Source organism: Paenarthrobacter sp. YJN-D (assembly GCF_015040335.1).
Lineage (GTDB): Bacteria > Actinomycetota > Actinomycetes > Actinomycetales > Micrococcaceae > Arthrobacter > Arthrobacter nicotinovorans.
This window is the reverse complement of the sequence record NZ_CP053549.1, coordinates 2,120,460-2,134,126: the sequence shown is the minus strand read 5'-3', so window position 1 is coordinate 2,134,126 and position 13,667 is coordinate 2,120,460. Positions and strand designations below refer to the sequence as shown.

General features: G+C 63.3%; 13 protein-coding genes and 1 pseudogene. 7 read left to right on the top strand and 7 right to left on the bottom strand.

Annotated elements, in window-relative coordinates; translation table 11 throughout:
• The first annotated feature begins 96 nt into the window (after positions 1-96).
• From sdhC to HMI60_RS10040, 5 genes are all read left to right on the top strand, one after another.
• Positions 97-477 carry a succinate dehydrogenase, cytochrome b556 subunit gene (gene sdhC / locus HMI60_RS10060; RefSeq protein ID WP_018777254.1) on the top strand — a complete coding sequence of 127 codons (381 nt, stop codon included), beginning with the start codon at positions 97-99 and terminating at the stop codon, positions 475-477.
• 3 nt (positions 478-480) lie between these two features.
• Positions 481-942: a succinate dehydrogenase hydrophobic membrane anchor subunit gene (locus HMI60_RS10055; RefSeq protein WP_017197835.1), complete on the top strand. Its 462-nt coding sequence runs from the start codon at positions 481-483 to the stop codon at positions 940-942.
• Positions 943-1,041: 99 nt separating this feature from the next.
• On the top strand, positions 1,042-2,841 hold the full coding sequence (gene sdhA, locus HMI60_RS10050; protein WP_018777253.1) for a succinate dehydrogenase flavoprotein subunit: 1,800 nt from the start codon (positions 1,042-1,044) through the stop codon (positions 2,839-2,841).
• Entirely contained in the window at positions 2,841-3,623 is a 783-nt protein-coding gene (locus tag HMI60_RS10045; RefSeq protein ID WP_018777252.1) for a succinate dehydrogenase iron-sulfur subunit, read from the top strand. Before sdhA ends, HMI60_RS10045 begins: the two co-directional genes overlap by 1 nt.
• A gap of 115 nt (positions 3,624-3,738) precedes the next feature.
• Entirely contained in the window at positions 3,739-4,506 is a 768-nt protein-coding gene (locus HMI60_RS10040) for a carboxylesterase (protein WP_193591092.1), read from the top strand.
• 72 nt (positions 4,507-4,578) lie between these two features.
• Here HMI60_RS10040 and HMI60_RS10035 read toward each other — a convergent pair whose 3' ends face one another.
• Complete coding sequence (locus HMI60_RS10035) at positions 4,579-5,880, bottom strand: ABC transporter substrate-binding protein (RefSeq protein ID WP_193591091.1); 1,302 nt, start codon at positions 5,878-5,880, stop codon at positions 4,579-4,581.
• A gap of 109 nt (positions 5,881-5,989) precedes the next feature.
• Here HMI60_RS10035 and HMI60_RS21265 point away from each other — a divergent pair.
• Positions 5,990-6,805 (top strand): annotated as a pseudogene (locus HMI60_RS21265) (glycoside hydrolase family 43 protein); the annotation flags it as partial.
• 51 nt (positions 6,806-6,856) lie between these two features.
• On the top strand, positions 6,857-9,106 hold the full coding sequence (locus HMI60_RS10025) for a hypothetical protein (RefSeq protein ID WP_370584105.1): 2,250 nt from the start codon (positions 6,857-6,859) through the stop codon (positions 9,104-9,106).
• 16 nt (positions 9,107-9,122) lie between these two features.
• Here HMI60_RS10025 and HMI60_RS10020 read toward each other — a convergent pair whose 3' ends face one another.
• Genes HMI60_RS10020 through HMI60_RS09995 form a run of 6 tightly spaced genes read right to left on the bottom strand, consistent with a single transcriptional unit; the run spans position 9,123 to position 13,528 of the window.
• The gene (locus HMI60_RS10020; RefSeq protein ID WP_018777248.1) at positions 9,123-9,275 is read right to left on the bottom strand and encodes a hypothetical protein; all 153 of its coding nucleotides are present in this window, start codon (positions 9,273-9,275) and stop codon (positions 9,123-9,125) included.
• Between the two features lie 18 nt (positions 9,276-9,293).
• A complete protein-coding gene (locus tag HMI60_RS10015; protein ID WP_018777247.1) occupies positions 9,294-10,379 on the bottom strand; it encodes a YihY/virulence factor BrkB family protein in 1,086 nt (361 codons plus the stop codon).
• Positions 10,306-10,983, bottom strand: a complete 678-nt coding sequence (locus HMI60_RS10010) for a 2'-5' RNA ligase family protein (RefSeq protein WP_018777246.1) — start codon at positions 10,981-10,983, stop codon at positions 10,306-10,308. The genes HMI60_RS10015 and HMI60_RS10010 overlap by 74 nt, the downstream gene beginning before the upstream one ends.
• A 4-nt stretch (positions 10,984-10,987) precedes the next feature.
• Positions 10,988-12,097 carry a tryptophan--tRNA ligase gene (gene trpS / locus HMI60_RS10005; protein ID WP_039240278.1) on the bottom strand — a complete coding sequence of 370 codons (1,110 nt, stop codon included), beginning with the start codon at positions 12,095-12,097 and terminating at the stop codon, positions 10,988-10,990.
• Positions 12,098-12,117: 20 nt separating this feature from the next.
• Entirely contained in the window at positions 12,118-12,951 is an 834-nt protein-coding gene (locus HMI60_RS10000; RefSeq protein ID WP_055974664.1) for an exodeoxyribonuclease III, read from the bottom strand.
• A gap of 10 nt (positions 12,952-12,961) precedes the next feature.
• The gene (locus HMI60_RS09995; RefSeq protein ID WP_018777243.1) at positions 12,962-13,528 is read right to left on the bottom strand and encodes a hypothetical protein; all 567 of its coding nucleotides are present in this window, start codon (positions 13,526-13,528) and stop codon (positions 12,962-12,964) included.
• Positions 13,529-13,667: the final 139 nt, after the last annotated feature.

Below are 13,667 nucleotides of genomic sequence, written 5' to 3'. Positions count from 1 at the left end.
CTAGATTTAGGCGTGAGCTACGAGTGCTCTCGCAGCAGGCGTTCCCCCCGCGTGGATCCCATGCCAGCGCCGCTGTGTTGCAGGAAGGTTTAATCAGTGCCGACAAAACCAGCTGGCACCTTGTACCGCGGCCGTGAAGGCATGTGGTCCTGGGTTGGACATCGTATTACCGGTGTAGTGATCTTTTTCTTCTTGTTGGTCCATGTGTTGGACACCTCATTGGTGCGCGTGTCCCCTGAGGCCTACACGGCCGTCATTGGTGCTTACAAGAACCCCCTCATGGCCCTGGGGGAAACGGGCCTGGTCGCCGCGATCATCTTCCACGCCTTCAATGGCCTGCGTGTGATCGCGATCGACTTCTGGAAGAAGGGCGCAAAGTACCAGCGCCAGATGCTCTGGGTCGTGCTTGCGCTGTGGCTGGTCACGTTCGCCGGCTTCGCCATCCGCCACCTTTCCCTCGCGCTGGGAGGCCACTAAGCCATGACAACCATCGAATCTCCGCGCAGCGGAAAGATCGCCCCGAAGTACAACCGCACCGGCTCCAGCCGTGGCAACTTCGAGATGATCGCCTGGCTCTTCATGCGCCTCTCCGGCATCGTCCTGGTGGTGCTGATCTTCGGCCACCTCTTCGTTAACCTGCTGGTAGGCGAAGGCATCCACGCCATCGATTTCGGTTTCGTCGCCGGTAAGTGGGCCGATCCCTTCTGGCAGTTCTGGGACCTGGCCATGCTGTGGCTTGCCATGCTGCACGGCACCAACGGTGTCCGCACCATCATCAACGATTACGCCGAGAAGGATTCCACGCGCTTCTGGCTCAAGATGGTTCTCTACGCAGCCACGCTGGTCATCATCATCCTCGGCACCCTGGTGATCTTCACGTTCAACCCGTGCCCCGTCGTCGACGGCGTTCAGCTTCCTGGCGGATTCTGCCCGGCCCCGTAGCGGCCCGTGCCGCATTGGCGTGGCCGGCTTGCCGGCCCGCCTGACGTAGCGGAGCAGCCTCCGCCGACCATCTGAATTTTGAAAGAGAGAGCATCTGGTATGCAGGTCCATAAGTACGACGTCGTCATTGTCGGTGCAGGTGGCGCCGGCATGCGCGCCGCGATCGAGTCCGGTCAGCGTGCACGCACAGCGGTACTGACCAAGCTCTACCCCACCCGCTCGCACACCGGTGCGGCCCAGGGTGGTATGTGCGCAGCACTGGCCAACGTCGAAGAAGACAACTGGGAATGGCACACCTTCGACACCATCAAGGGTGGCGACTACCTGGTTGACCAGGACGCAGCCGAGGTCATGGCGAAGGAAGCCATTGACGCCGTGCTGGACCTGGAAAAGATGGGTCTGCCATTCAACCGCACGCCTGAAGGGCGCATCGACCAGCGCCGCTTCGGTGGCCACACCCGTGACCACGGCAAGGCTCCTGTCCGTCGCGCTTGCTATGCAGCCGACCGCACGGGCCACATGATCCTGCAGACCCTGTACCAAAACTGCGTCAAGCACAACGTTGAGTTCTACAACGAGTACTACGTCCTTGACCTGCTGATCGTCGAGGAAGACGCCGTCCGCGAAGACGGCACGCCGTACAAGCAGAAGCGTGTCGCCGGTGTGGTCTCCTACGACCTCGCCTCGGGCGAGCTGCACGTCTTCCAGGCCAAGTCCGTCGTGTTCGCCTCCGGTGGCGCGGGCAAGGTCTTCAAGACCACATCCAACGCCCACACCCTCACGGGCGACGGCATGGGCATCGCCTTCCGCCGCGGCATTCCGCTGGAAGACATGGAGTTCTTCCAGTTCCACCCGACAGGTCTTGCAGGCCTGGGCATCCTCCTCACCGAAGGTGCACGCGGTGAAGGTGCCATCCTGCGTAACTCGGAAGGTGAGCGCTTCATGGAGCGCTACGCCCCCACCATCAAGGACCTCGCTCCCCGTGATATCGTGGCCCGCGCCATGGCTAACGAGGTGCGTGAGGGCCGCGGTTGTGGTCCGAACAAGGACTACGTCCTCCTGGACCTGACCCACCTCGAGCCGGCCCACATCGAAGCCAAGCTCCCGGACATCACGGAGTTCGCCCGCACCTACCTGGGTGTGGAACCGTTCACCGATCCCGTCCCCGTGTTCCCCACAGCGCACTACGCCATGGGCGGCATTCCCACCAACATCACCACCGAGGTACTCCAGGACAACGACACGATCGTTCCCGGACTGTACGCCGCCGGTGAGGTTGCCTGTGTTTCCGTGCACGGCTCCAACCGCCTTGGCACCAACTCGCTCCTGGACATCAATGTCTTCGGCAAGCGTGCAGGCATTGCAGCTGCCGAGTACTCCAAGACGGCCGACTTCGTCGAGCTGCCCGAGGACCCCGAAGCAATGACCCGCGGCATCCTGGATGGCCTGCTCAGCGGCACCGGCACCGAGCGTGTTGCCCAGATCCGCAAGGAACTGCAGGACACCATGGACGCCAACATGCAGGTGTTCCGTACCAAGGAATCCCTGGAGCAGGTCCTTCGCGACATCGCATCCTTCGAAGAGCGGTACAAGAACGTCACCGTCCAGGACAAGGGCAAGCGCTTCAACCTGGACCTCCTGGAAGCAGTGGAGCTGGGCTTCCTGCTGGACATGGCCAAGGTCATGACCGTCGGTGCTCTGCACCGTGAAGAGTCCCGCGGTGGCCACTACCGCGAGGACTTCCCGGACCGCGACGACGAGAAGTTCATGAAGCACTCCATGGCTTACCTGGACACGTCCGTCACTGCCGCCTCCTCGGCGGAATCCGTTGCGGGCATCCGTCTGGAGACGAAGCCCGTGATCTTCACCCGTTACGAGCCGATGGAGCGTAAGTACTAATGACGACCGAAATGGCAGAGCCCGCATCAAAGATCGAGCTTCCGGCGAGTGTTGCCGGCGACGGTGAAATTCCCACGTTCCACATCACGCTCCGCGTGCGCCGCTACGACCCCGAGATCTCGGAAGAAGCGCGCTGGGACGACTACAAGCTGACCATGTACGGCACGGACCGTGTGCTGGACGCCCTGCACAAGGTCAAGTGGGAAATCGACGGCAGCGTCTCCTTCCGTCGCTCCTGCGCCCACGGCGTCTGTGGATCCGACGCCATGCGCATCAACGGCCGCAACCGCCTCGCCTGCAAGACGCTGCTGAAGGACCTGGACACGTCCAAGCCCATCACCGTCGAGCCGATCAAGGGCCTCCCAGTGGAGAAGGACCTGATCGTGGACATGGAACCCTTCTTCCAGTCCTTCCGCGAGGTCATGCCCTTCCTGATCAACAAGGGCCACGAGCCCACCAAGGAGCGCCTGCAGTCCGTTGAGGACCGTGAGCGTTTTGACGACACCACCAAGTGCATCCTCTGCGCAGCCTGCACCTCGTCCTGCCCGGTCTTCTGGACCGATGGCCAGTACTTCGGCCCGGCAGCAATCGTCAACGCACACCGCTTCATCTTCGATTCCCGTGATGACGCCGGCGACATGCGCCTTGAGATCCTCAACGACAAAGAAGGCGTGTGGCGCTGCCGTACCACCTTCAACTGCTCGGAAGCATGCCCCCGCGGCATCCAGGTGACCAAGGCAATCGCTGAGGTCAAGCAAGCCATCCTGGCCCGCAAGATCTAACCAGCCGTTCCTCGAAGAACAGCACGTCGACGGCGCCGCTCACCTCTGCAGGTGAGGGGCGCCGTCGTCGTTAATCAACTCCCGCAACCACACATCGCAACGCAAGGAGACCAGCGTGTCACGCTCTGAGAAGATCACCTTCACGGGAAGCACCGGCGATACGCTGGCCGGAATCGTGGACGTGCCCGAGGGACCGGTACGCGGCTGGGGCCTCTACTCTCATGGTCTTACCCTGGGTAAGGACAGCCCGGCCGCTTCACGGATCTGCAAGGGCCTGGCTGAGCAGGGAGTAGAGATGCTCCGGTTCGACAACCTCGGCCTTGGCGGCTCGGGTGGCGAATGGTCCGCCGGCTCGTTCAGCGTCAAGGTGGCCGACACAATCCTGGCCGCAGCCTTCATGCGTGAGCAGGGACGCGCGATTTCCCTGCTGGTGGGTCATTCCTTCGGTGGCGCAGCCGTCCTCGCCGCTGCCCGCGACATCCCCGGCCTCAACGCTGTCGTGACCGTGGCGGCGCCCTACGAGCCCAAGCACGTGGAGCACATGTTCGACACTGAGATCGACTCCATCCTGCGCGACGGCAGCGCCGTGGTCGACCTGGGAGGGCGTCCGATGGAGGTTCGCCGCCACTTTGTGGAGGACGTCGAAAGCGCTGACCTGCGCGACTGCATCCGGACGCTCCACAAGCCGCTGATGGTGATGCACTCCCCCACGGACAATACGGTGGGTATCGACAACGCCAGCGAGATCTTCCAAACCGCCCGGCACCCTCGGAGTTTCATCTCCCTGGAGGGCAGCGAGCACCTCCTCACGGGGAAGGGCCAGGCTGCGCGCGTGGCGCGGATCATCGGCGCGTGGGCCGACCCCTACCTGGAAGTCTCCTAAAGCAACGCGGGGTCACTTGTGGCCCATGTTCCACCCCTGGACGGGCCAAAAGTGACCCCGCGTTGCTCCTGGCTACTTGCCGATGGCCGCTTTGCTCTCGCTGAGCCACTGCTCGGCAGCCTTCTCAGGAGTCAGGCGCTTGAACAGGACATCGGTGTTTATGCGCGCAGTGATCTCCGAAACCGCCGTGGAACCGGTGGGGCCGATGAACGTCGGCGCGAAGTCCATCTTGCCGATCTGGTCAATGTAGGCGGCCTCAACCTTGCCTTGGGGAGTGAGCAGGTCCTGGATGGCCGTGCGCATGCCCGGGTTGCTGGGCACCCCGCGGTCGCTCTGGATGATCTTGGCGGCGGCCTCGTTGTTGACCAGGAAGCTCACCAGTTTGGCGGCGGCATCAGTGTGCTTGCTGCGGGCCGAAATCGTGTAGAACTGCGAAGACTGGAGCCAGATGCCCGGGGTGGGAGTTTCGCCCGGGAGCTTGAGCAGCTTCAGCTCCGCGCCGGAAGCCTTGCTCAGTGCTGAAAGGGAGTTGCTCCAGGTAAGCATCATGCCAGCCTGCCCCATGCCCATCAGCGTCTGCTCCGTGCTGACATTGAGCTTCTCCACGGTCTCCGAAGCGCTGGGGGCCGCGCCGGACTCGCTGAGCTTCAGCGAGAAGTCGAAGTAGTCCTGCACAGTGTCCTTGTCGAGCCCCAGCTGGCCATCCTGGGTGTACAGGGACTTGCCGCGTTGACGGGCGAAGGCGTCCAGGGAGTCGTGCGTGAGGACGGTGGCCGTGCCGTACGTTCCCTTGGGACTCTTGGCCGTCACTTCCGAGGCGGTCTTGGCGAAGTCGTCCCAGGACCAGCTGCTGTCATCCGGGACGGCTACGCCGGCTGTCTGGAAGACAGCAGGATTCACTACAACCGCCAGCGCGTTGGCACCTGTGGAGACACCATACTGCTTGCCCTGGACCTGACCGTTTTCCAGGGCGCCCTGGTCCAGCTTCGACAGATCCAGCGAGCCTTGGACCGTTGACAGATCCAGGAGAGCACCCCGGTTGGCGTATTCGGCCGGGTAGGCACCACCCATGGTGATTACATCGGGAGCATCGTTGGCAGCCACTTGAGTGGCCAGTTTGTCGAAGTAGCCACTGATGTCGCCGTATTCGGGTTTGACCTTGATGTTGGGGTTGGCGGCCTCGAATTCCTGGATTGCCTTGTTGGTCAGTTCGGCGCGGGAGGCATTGCCCCACCACGAAAAGCGGATCTCCACGGGCCCGTCTTCGGGCTGGTTTGATGAGGGACTGGAGCAGGCCGCGGTCAGGCCCAGCATGCCCACGGCCGTCACGAAGGCCAGGGATTTGCGAATACTTCGGAGGGATTTACGCGTCATTGGGTAAGCTTCTTTCAACCTTGAGAAAACGGTTCCTGAAACGTATCAAGGCGGTGTATATTCGTCAATAGTTTTGAGCTTGAACTATTCATTCCCAGAGGAGCCCGCCGTGTCACAGCCCTTGGAACAGATCCAGATCCGGGATCCCTACGTCCTGACGCTGCCCGGCTCGCAGGGGTATCTGCTCTTCGGCAGCACGGACCGGAACATCTGGTCCGGACCAGCAACCGGGTTCGACTGTTACCGAAGCAGCAACCTCGTGGACTGGGAGGGCCCGTACCCGGCTTTCCGTCCTGCTCCGGACTTCTGGAGCAAGGAGCAGTACTGGGCGCCGGAAGTCCATGAGTACAAGGGCCGCTACTTCATGTTCGCCACCTTCACCGCTCCGGGTCACACCCGTGGGACCCAAATACTGTCGGCTGCGGCCCCGCACGGACCCTATGAACCATGGAGCGACGGCCCCGTCACGCCCCGGGATTGGGAGTGCCTCGACGGGACGCTTCATGTTGATGACGACGGCGTCCCCTGGATGGTTTTCTGCCACGAATGGAAGCAGGTCAACGACGGCGGCATGGTCGCCCAACGCCTCAGCCCGGACCTGCGTACATCCGAGGGAGGACCGGTGCTGCTGTTCACCGCCTCCGAGGCTCCATGGTCGCGAGCCTTGGAGCAGGCATCCGGCGCGGCCAAGGAAGGCCCCGTGTACGTCACCGACGGTCCGTTCCTCCACAGGCTCACCACCGGCAAGCTCATCATGTTGTGGTCCAGCTTTGCCCACAACGGATATGCCATGGGCATCGCGCGCAGCGAATCCGGGACCGTCCTTGGCCCCTGGATCCAGGAGGTGGAACCCCTGTGGAGCACCGACGGCGGCCACGGCATGATCGGCCGGAAACTGGACGGCAGCCTGTTCCTGACATTGCACCAGCCCAACAAGAGCCCCCACGAACGGGCGGCGTTCTTCCCGCTGCGGGAACTGGAAAACACAGTGGTGCTGGAGCCGGCGGGTGGGCCGCACTCCCCCGGCGGTATCGACCGGAAATCACTCGTGCGGCGCCATAACGTCCACCAACAGGAACTGGATTCCCGGAGCCCCGTATCCGTGGGCAACGGCGAATTTGCCTTCACCATGGACCTCACCGGTTTCCAGACGCTGCCCGATGCCTACCCGGTTGCTTCCCGCAATGACCTTCCGGCAGGCACACTACTGGGCACGCAATCGCAGTGGGGCTGGCACACCATTCCGCCGGCGGAACCCTACGACCTCGCCGGGTCCACCGTCCTCTACGATTCGCCGCGCGGGCCCGTCCCTTACGTCGACATGGTGGGCGACATCGTCAACGACCGCGAGACCAACACATCCGCAGCCGAAGATTGGCTCCGTGCCAACTCCCACAGGCTCGATCTGGGCCGCGTCAGCCTCCGCTGGCTCGAGAACGGTGTGGAGCGCGAGGTACAGCCCGGGGAACTCACGCGTACCGTGCAGACGCTGGACCTGTGGACCGGAGTGGTCACCAGCCGCTTCTTCCTCGCCGGGCACCCCGTCAAGGTCACGACGGCGTGCCACCCGGACCGCGACGAGCTCGGCTTCCGTGTGGAGTCGCCTGCCCTCGGGGCCGGTTTGGTGGTGGGCGTCGCCTTCCCTTACGGCTCGGGTGCATGGCATGACGCGGCCGATTGGAACAACCCGGGGGCACACCGGACCGTCCTGGCTGGTGGGACGCCATCCGATCTACATGCTGGTTCCACTGTGTGGACGGCTGACCGGGAGCTGGACGAATCGCGCTACCAGGTCCTGATCACCGGCCCGGACCTCACCGTGGAGCAAACGGAAGAGCACCGGCTGCGTGTGCTCCCGGGAAGTCCAGCCCACCCCGTCACCAACGGCGTCCTCGACTTCAGCATCTCCTTCCGCTCTTCCGGCGACGGCGACTGCCTTCCGCGGGGTGACCACAGCTCCGGTGACCGTGCGCCGGACCCGGGCGGCGCCGCCACGGCACGTACCGGCGTCGTGCTTTCTCCGGGCAGCAGCATTGCCGCGGCCTCCTCGGCCCATTGGCCCGGGTTCTGGTCCACAGGAGGTGCCGTGGAACTCCATACCACGGAGGACCCCCGGGCTAAGGAGCTGGAACGCAGGATCGTGCTGTCCCAATACCTGATGGCGATCAACTGTTCAGGTTCGCTGCCGCCGCAGGAGACGGGACTCGTCTGTAATTCCTGGCGCGGCCGCTTCCACCTGGAAATGCACTGGTGGCATGCGGCGCATTTCGCACACTGGAACCGGGTGGAGCTGCTTCTGCCTTCCCTGCGCTGGTACGCAAGCATCCTGGAGGTGTCGCGGCAAACGGCCAAGGCACAAGGATTCGACGGCGTCCGCTGGCCCAAGCAGGTAGGTCCGGACGGGCGGGAGAGCCCCAGCCCGATCGGCACCTTCCTGATCTGGCAGCAGCCGCATCCGATCTACCTTGCCGAACTGGTGTACCGGGCCAATCCCAGCCGTGATGTGCTGGAGGAGTTCGCGGAGATCGTGTTCGAGTCGGCCGCGTTCATGGCCGGCTTCGCACACCCGACCCAGCGGGGCTTCGAGCTGGGTCCACCCCTGATCCCGGCACAGGAGAGTTACGGCTCCATCAGGGCATCGGTCACCAACCCAACTTTTGAGCTGGCGTACTGGCAATGGGGCCTGGAAACAGCTGCTGCCTGGCGCGAACGGCTGGGATTGGACCCTGTGGAGGAATGGTCCGTCGTAGCGAAGGCGATGGTGAAACCCAGGGTGATGGACGGCGTCTACGCAGCCATCGACGTGGAACCCTTCACCATCCGCACAGACCACCCGTCAATGCTGTGCGCACTGGGTGTCCTCCCCAAGACCGAGCTGATCGATCCTGACATCATGCGGGCCACCTTGAAGGACGTGCTGGCGGATTGGGACTGGGCGAGTACCTGGGGGTGGGACTATCCAGTGATGGCGATGACCGCTGCGCGCTTGGGAGATCCCGAGGCCGCGGTGGAGGCGCTGCTGTTTGATGCGGGAAAGAACACCGTGCTTCCCAACGGCCACAACCGCCAGACTGATTCGTTGCCGCTGTACTTGCCGGGCAACGGCGGTCTCCTGGCCGCTGTGGCACTGATGGCGGCCGGCTGGGACAACGGACCCGGGCGGAACGCTCCCGGGTTCCCCGAAGACTGGACCGTGACGTGGGAAGGGCTGGTGCAATCGCCCTAGCTGGAGGGCACTGCTCCTAACCGCGGCGGGGGCCCACTGCTGCGCCCACGAGCGCTCCGAGGCCAACGCCGATCAGGATGCCCAGGAAAGGCGAATTGAAGATCAGCTGCCCTGTTATCAAGCCCGCGGCAGCGCCCAGGAGGCAGGCGATCCACAGCTGATTGTTCATTGCGCCTCCACTGGATGCTCAGGTACGCGGTGCTACGCGACGCGAACCGAGGACTTTCTTGCGCGGTGTCTCCCCCGATGCGAGGTCGGCCTCGCGGATGGCTGACCAGGACGCTGAAACGAGGTAGACCTGGCTCACCAGGTTGAACCAGATCAGCAAGCCGATGATGATGGCGAACGAAGCCAGGACAGGGTTGTTGCCGGAGCGGGCCAGAAGTTCCGTACTGAAGAATTGCAGAACCGTTGTCCCGACGCCGGCCAGCACCACGCCTTCGAGGAACGCCCGGCGCGTCAACGCCAGGCTGCCGGCGACGCGGAACAGGACGGCCGCCGTCGCGCAGTTCAGAAGGAGGGGGACGACGATCTTGACGACCGCCGCGATGGGGGCCGCGACGGTTTCGTCGAGCTTCAGGAGGTCGAAGAACCAGTCGGCCGCGGTGCCGAAAATCAGGGATGCCCCGGCGCTGACCACCAGGATCACGCCAAGGAGCAGCAGGGTTCCGGCGTCGATGAGTTTTTGAAGGATGGCGTTGCGGACCAATGGGCCCAAACCCATGACTCCGCGCAACCCCTCCCTGACGCTTGCTATCCAACCCAGCGACGTGAAGATCGTGACGGCGGCGGCGATGACCGCGGTCCAGCCCAGGCCGGAGGGGTTCAGCAGGGATTGTGGATCCACCAAGCCCTCACCGCCATTAACCTGAAGCAAGCCGGGCGCCGCGGATGCAACGCTGCCGATCACGGCGTCCTCCAGAACCGGATTTCCGCCCAGGACAATGCCTGCGACGGCAAAGCCCGTGGTGAGCAAACCTGTCACCGAGAAGAACATGTTGAAACCGATGCCCGCACTCAACAAGGGGCCGTGCTGTCGGGTGTAGTGCTGGAAGGAGCGCATGACGCGATTGGTGTTCAGCCGCGCCATGAACAACGCAAAGAAGGCGCCGGCCTTCTTCAGTGCGCCGTCGCCGGCACGCTTGGCATGGCCCCAGTCCTGCCGCTTCCGGAGCAGCTCAAGCTTGAGCTTTGCCAGCTCAGTTGGCAGTGGAGGAGTGTCCGCCTCCGTGGCCTGAATCCGCTTGCTGTTCTTCGTCAGTATCGCCGCCAAAGTCGAGCTCTTCCCGTAGCTGCCATATTCCGTTGGTGTCGTGCTCGTAAAGTCCCATGCTAACCACAGGGAAGGTGGCCCGGTAATCTCTGAGGACCGTTTCGGCCTCATCAAGATTTTCCTGGGCGACATCGTGAGCCACAGTGACGTGCGGGTGATAGGGGAAGGGCAGCCGCCGCTCAAGGGGACCGGTTTGAAGTTTCTCGTGCAACTGCACGCATTCTTCAAAGCCCTGTTCGACGTTGACGAACACTACCGGCGACACCGGACGGAACGAACCAGTGCCGGAAATCGTAATGTGGAACGGCTCCTGTGTGCGGGCTACTTCCCTGACGTGTTCGCGGGTGGCGTCCCAGTCCTGGGTGGGCGTGGTGGTGATCAAGGTGATGTGGGCCGGGATGACTTCGGCCATGGGATCGCCGAAGGAAGCCCGCCATTCCTGGAGTTCGCGGGCTATCTCCGGGGGGAAGCCAAGGATCACTCCAACGCACATGGCGTCACCGGCGCCGCAGTCGGCGCCGGTGACAGCAGGCTGGCGAGAGTCGTCAGGACCAACACCCTTACGGGTGTCGGTCTTGACGTTGAGCTGGCCAGCAGAGCACATGGAGTTAGCGGACCCCTTGCTCACCGTTGGCAGTCCCGCGGTACGGCAGGAAGCCGACCTTGGAGTAGACGTCAGTCAGGGTGGCTGAGGCGATTTCCCGTGCCTTGTCCGCACCGTGTGCCAGGAGCCGGTCCAGTTCCGCGGGATCGGCCAGGAGTTCGTTGGCGCGTTCACGGATGGGAGCGAGGTGCCCCGAGACCAGTTCCGCGAGGTCGACCTTCAGGTGGCCGTACATCTTGCCCTGGTAGTCGGCCACGATCTTCTCCACCGGCGTACCACTGATGGCCGAGTAAATGGTCAGCAGGTTGGAAACGCCGGGCTTGTTCTCGCGGTCATAGCGGATCTCGGTTTCGGTGTCCGTGACGGCGGATTTGATCCGCTTGGCCACGGTCTTGGGGTCGTCCAGCAGGTTAATGAGTCCCGCCGGTGATTCCGCGGACTTGGACATCTTGGCCGTGGGGTTCTGGAGATCGTAGATCTTGGCCGATTCCTTCTGGATGAAGGCCTCGGGGACCTGGAACGTTTCCCCGAACCGGCTGTTGAAGCGGTTGGCGAGGTCGCGGCTGAGTTCCACGTGCTGGCGCTGGTCTTCGCCCACCGGTACGCCGTGCGGCTGGTACAGGAGGATGTCGGCCGCCTGCAGGATGGGGTAGGTGAACAGGCCGACACTGGCGTGGTCTGATCCCTGTTTCTGGGCTTTGTCCTTGAACTGGGTCATCCGGGCGGCCTCGCCCATGCCCGTGATGCAGTTCAGGACCCATGCCAGCTGCGCATGTTCGGGTACCTGTGACTGGACGAACAAGGTGCACTTGTCCACGTCCACGCCACCGGCGATGTACTGGGCGGCAGTAACCCGGGTGCGTCGTGCGAGTTCCGCAGGATCCTGGGGCACGGTGATGGCGTGCAGGTCCGGGATGAAGAAGACGGCGTCGTACTCATCCTGCATGCGGACCCAGTTGACCAAGGCGCCGAGATAATTGCCCAGGTGCAGGGAGTCCGCGGAGGGCTGCATGCCGGACAGGACACGGTGCTTGGCGCCGACTGCCGGTTTGGTGGACGTGGCGGCTTCCGGTGCGGCCACCGGGTCGGTTTCAGTCGTGGTGGAACTTGTCATGGAGAAATACCTTAGGGAGCTCAGAGCCGGTAGTCGACTACCAGCGGTGCGTGGTCGGAGAAACGGGTGTCCCACGAAGGCGCCCGGTCCACCACAGCGGAGAAAGCAGCTGCAGCAAGGTCCGGCGTAGCCAGGTGGTAGTCGATGCGCCAGCCAGTGTCAGTGTCAAAGGCCTTACCGCGCTGGGACCACCAGGTGTAGGGGCCGGCGACATTTCCTGCCAGGCCCCTGTGGACATCCCTCCATCCGATTTCTTCGCCGAGGAAGCGGTCAAAGTAGGCGCGCTCCTCCGGGAGGAAGCCGGCACGCTTGACGTTGCCCTTCCAGTTCTTGATGTCGAGTTCCGTGTGTCCGACGTTGAGGTCGCCAACCACCAAGGCGTGGTCGCTGTGCTTGGCGAGCTCAGGGAGCCGGGTGATCATGGCGTCCAGGAAACGGAACTTGTCGTCCTGCTTGGGGGTTCCCACTTCGCCGGAGTGCACATAGGCGCTGACCACGGAGAGGGTGGTGGACTCCCCCGCACTGTTCTTGACGTTGAAGTCCGCTTCGACCCAACGACCGGAAGTGTCGAAGTAGGAATCTCCGATGCCGATCCGGGTGGCCGTGGGCTCTTCGCGGGATGCAATGGCAACACCGGCACGGCCCTTGGCTTCAGCTTCGGTGTGGAGGATGTGCCAGCCTTCGCCGATCAGCTTCCGGACGATGTCATCGGGGGCGCGGACTTCCTGCAGGCAGAGAATGTCAACCTCGCGGGGCTCCAGCCATTCCGCCATGCCGTTCTTGTAGGCAGCCCTGAGGCCGTTGACGTTGACTGATGCGATGCGAAGGAAGTCCTTCTTCAATGCCGTACTCACCCGCTCTACTCTAGTCGATGATGGTGCCGGCAACGGGCTCGTCCGAGCCGCCGGAAGACTTGATCATATCCCTGGCGTTGGTGGCCGTAATGGCGATGGTTTCCAACGCGCGGTCGATGGTGTCCTGGTCCGCGGCAGCGCCCTTTGCACGCTCCCCGTCAACCACGCGCACCTGCACCTGCACGATCTTGAACGAGTGGTCCAGCTTGAGGTCACGAACCTCATCGGCCTGGCTGCGCTCGGCCACCACCCGCGTGCCACCGTTGTCCGCAACGTTCGACGACGGCGCGCGGCCGGTTGCCGAGTTGAAGGCGGCTTGGGCTTCGCTCAGCTTTGCCCCGGCCCGCTGTGCAGCCCTGCGGATGCTCAACACGACGAAGGTGGCAAGGGCCAGCCAACCGAAGGCGACGACGGCAACTACCCAGCCCACCACGTCGTTCTGGTTTGCCGCGAAGATGACGGCCACCAGGAAAGCGATGATGACAACGGTCATCCCCAGGCCGCCGATGCGGAAGCCCTTGAACATGCCTTTGCCGGCGGGGGACGTGGACGGGTGCGGGTCACCGAGAGATTGCATGAGCCCATTCTCTCAAACCCGGAAAGGTGCCCGGGACTCTTCCACGGACGGCGAACACGAGCCCCCATCCGTGGGAGTTTTTGTACACCAGATGCCCTCAACACGCCCTTTTGCGGGCAGGAGGTGTACAAAAACTCCA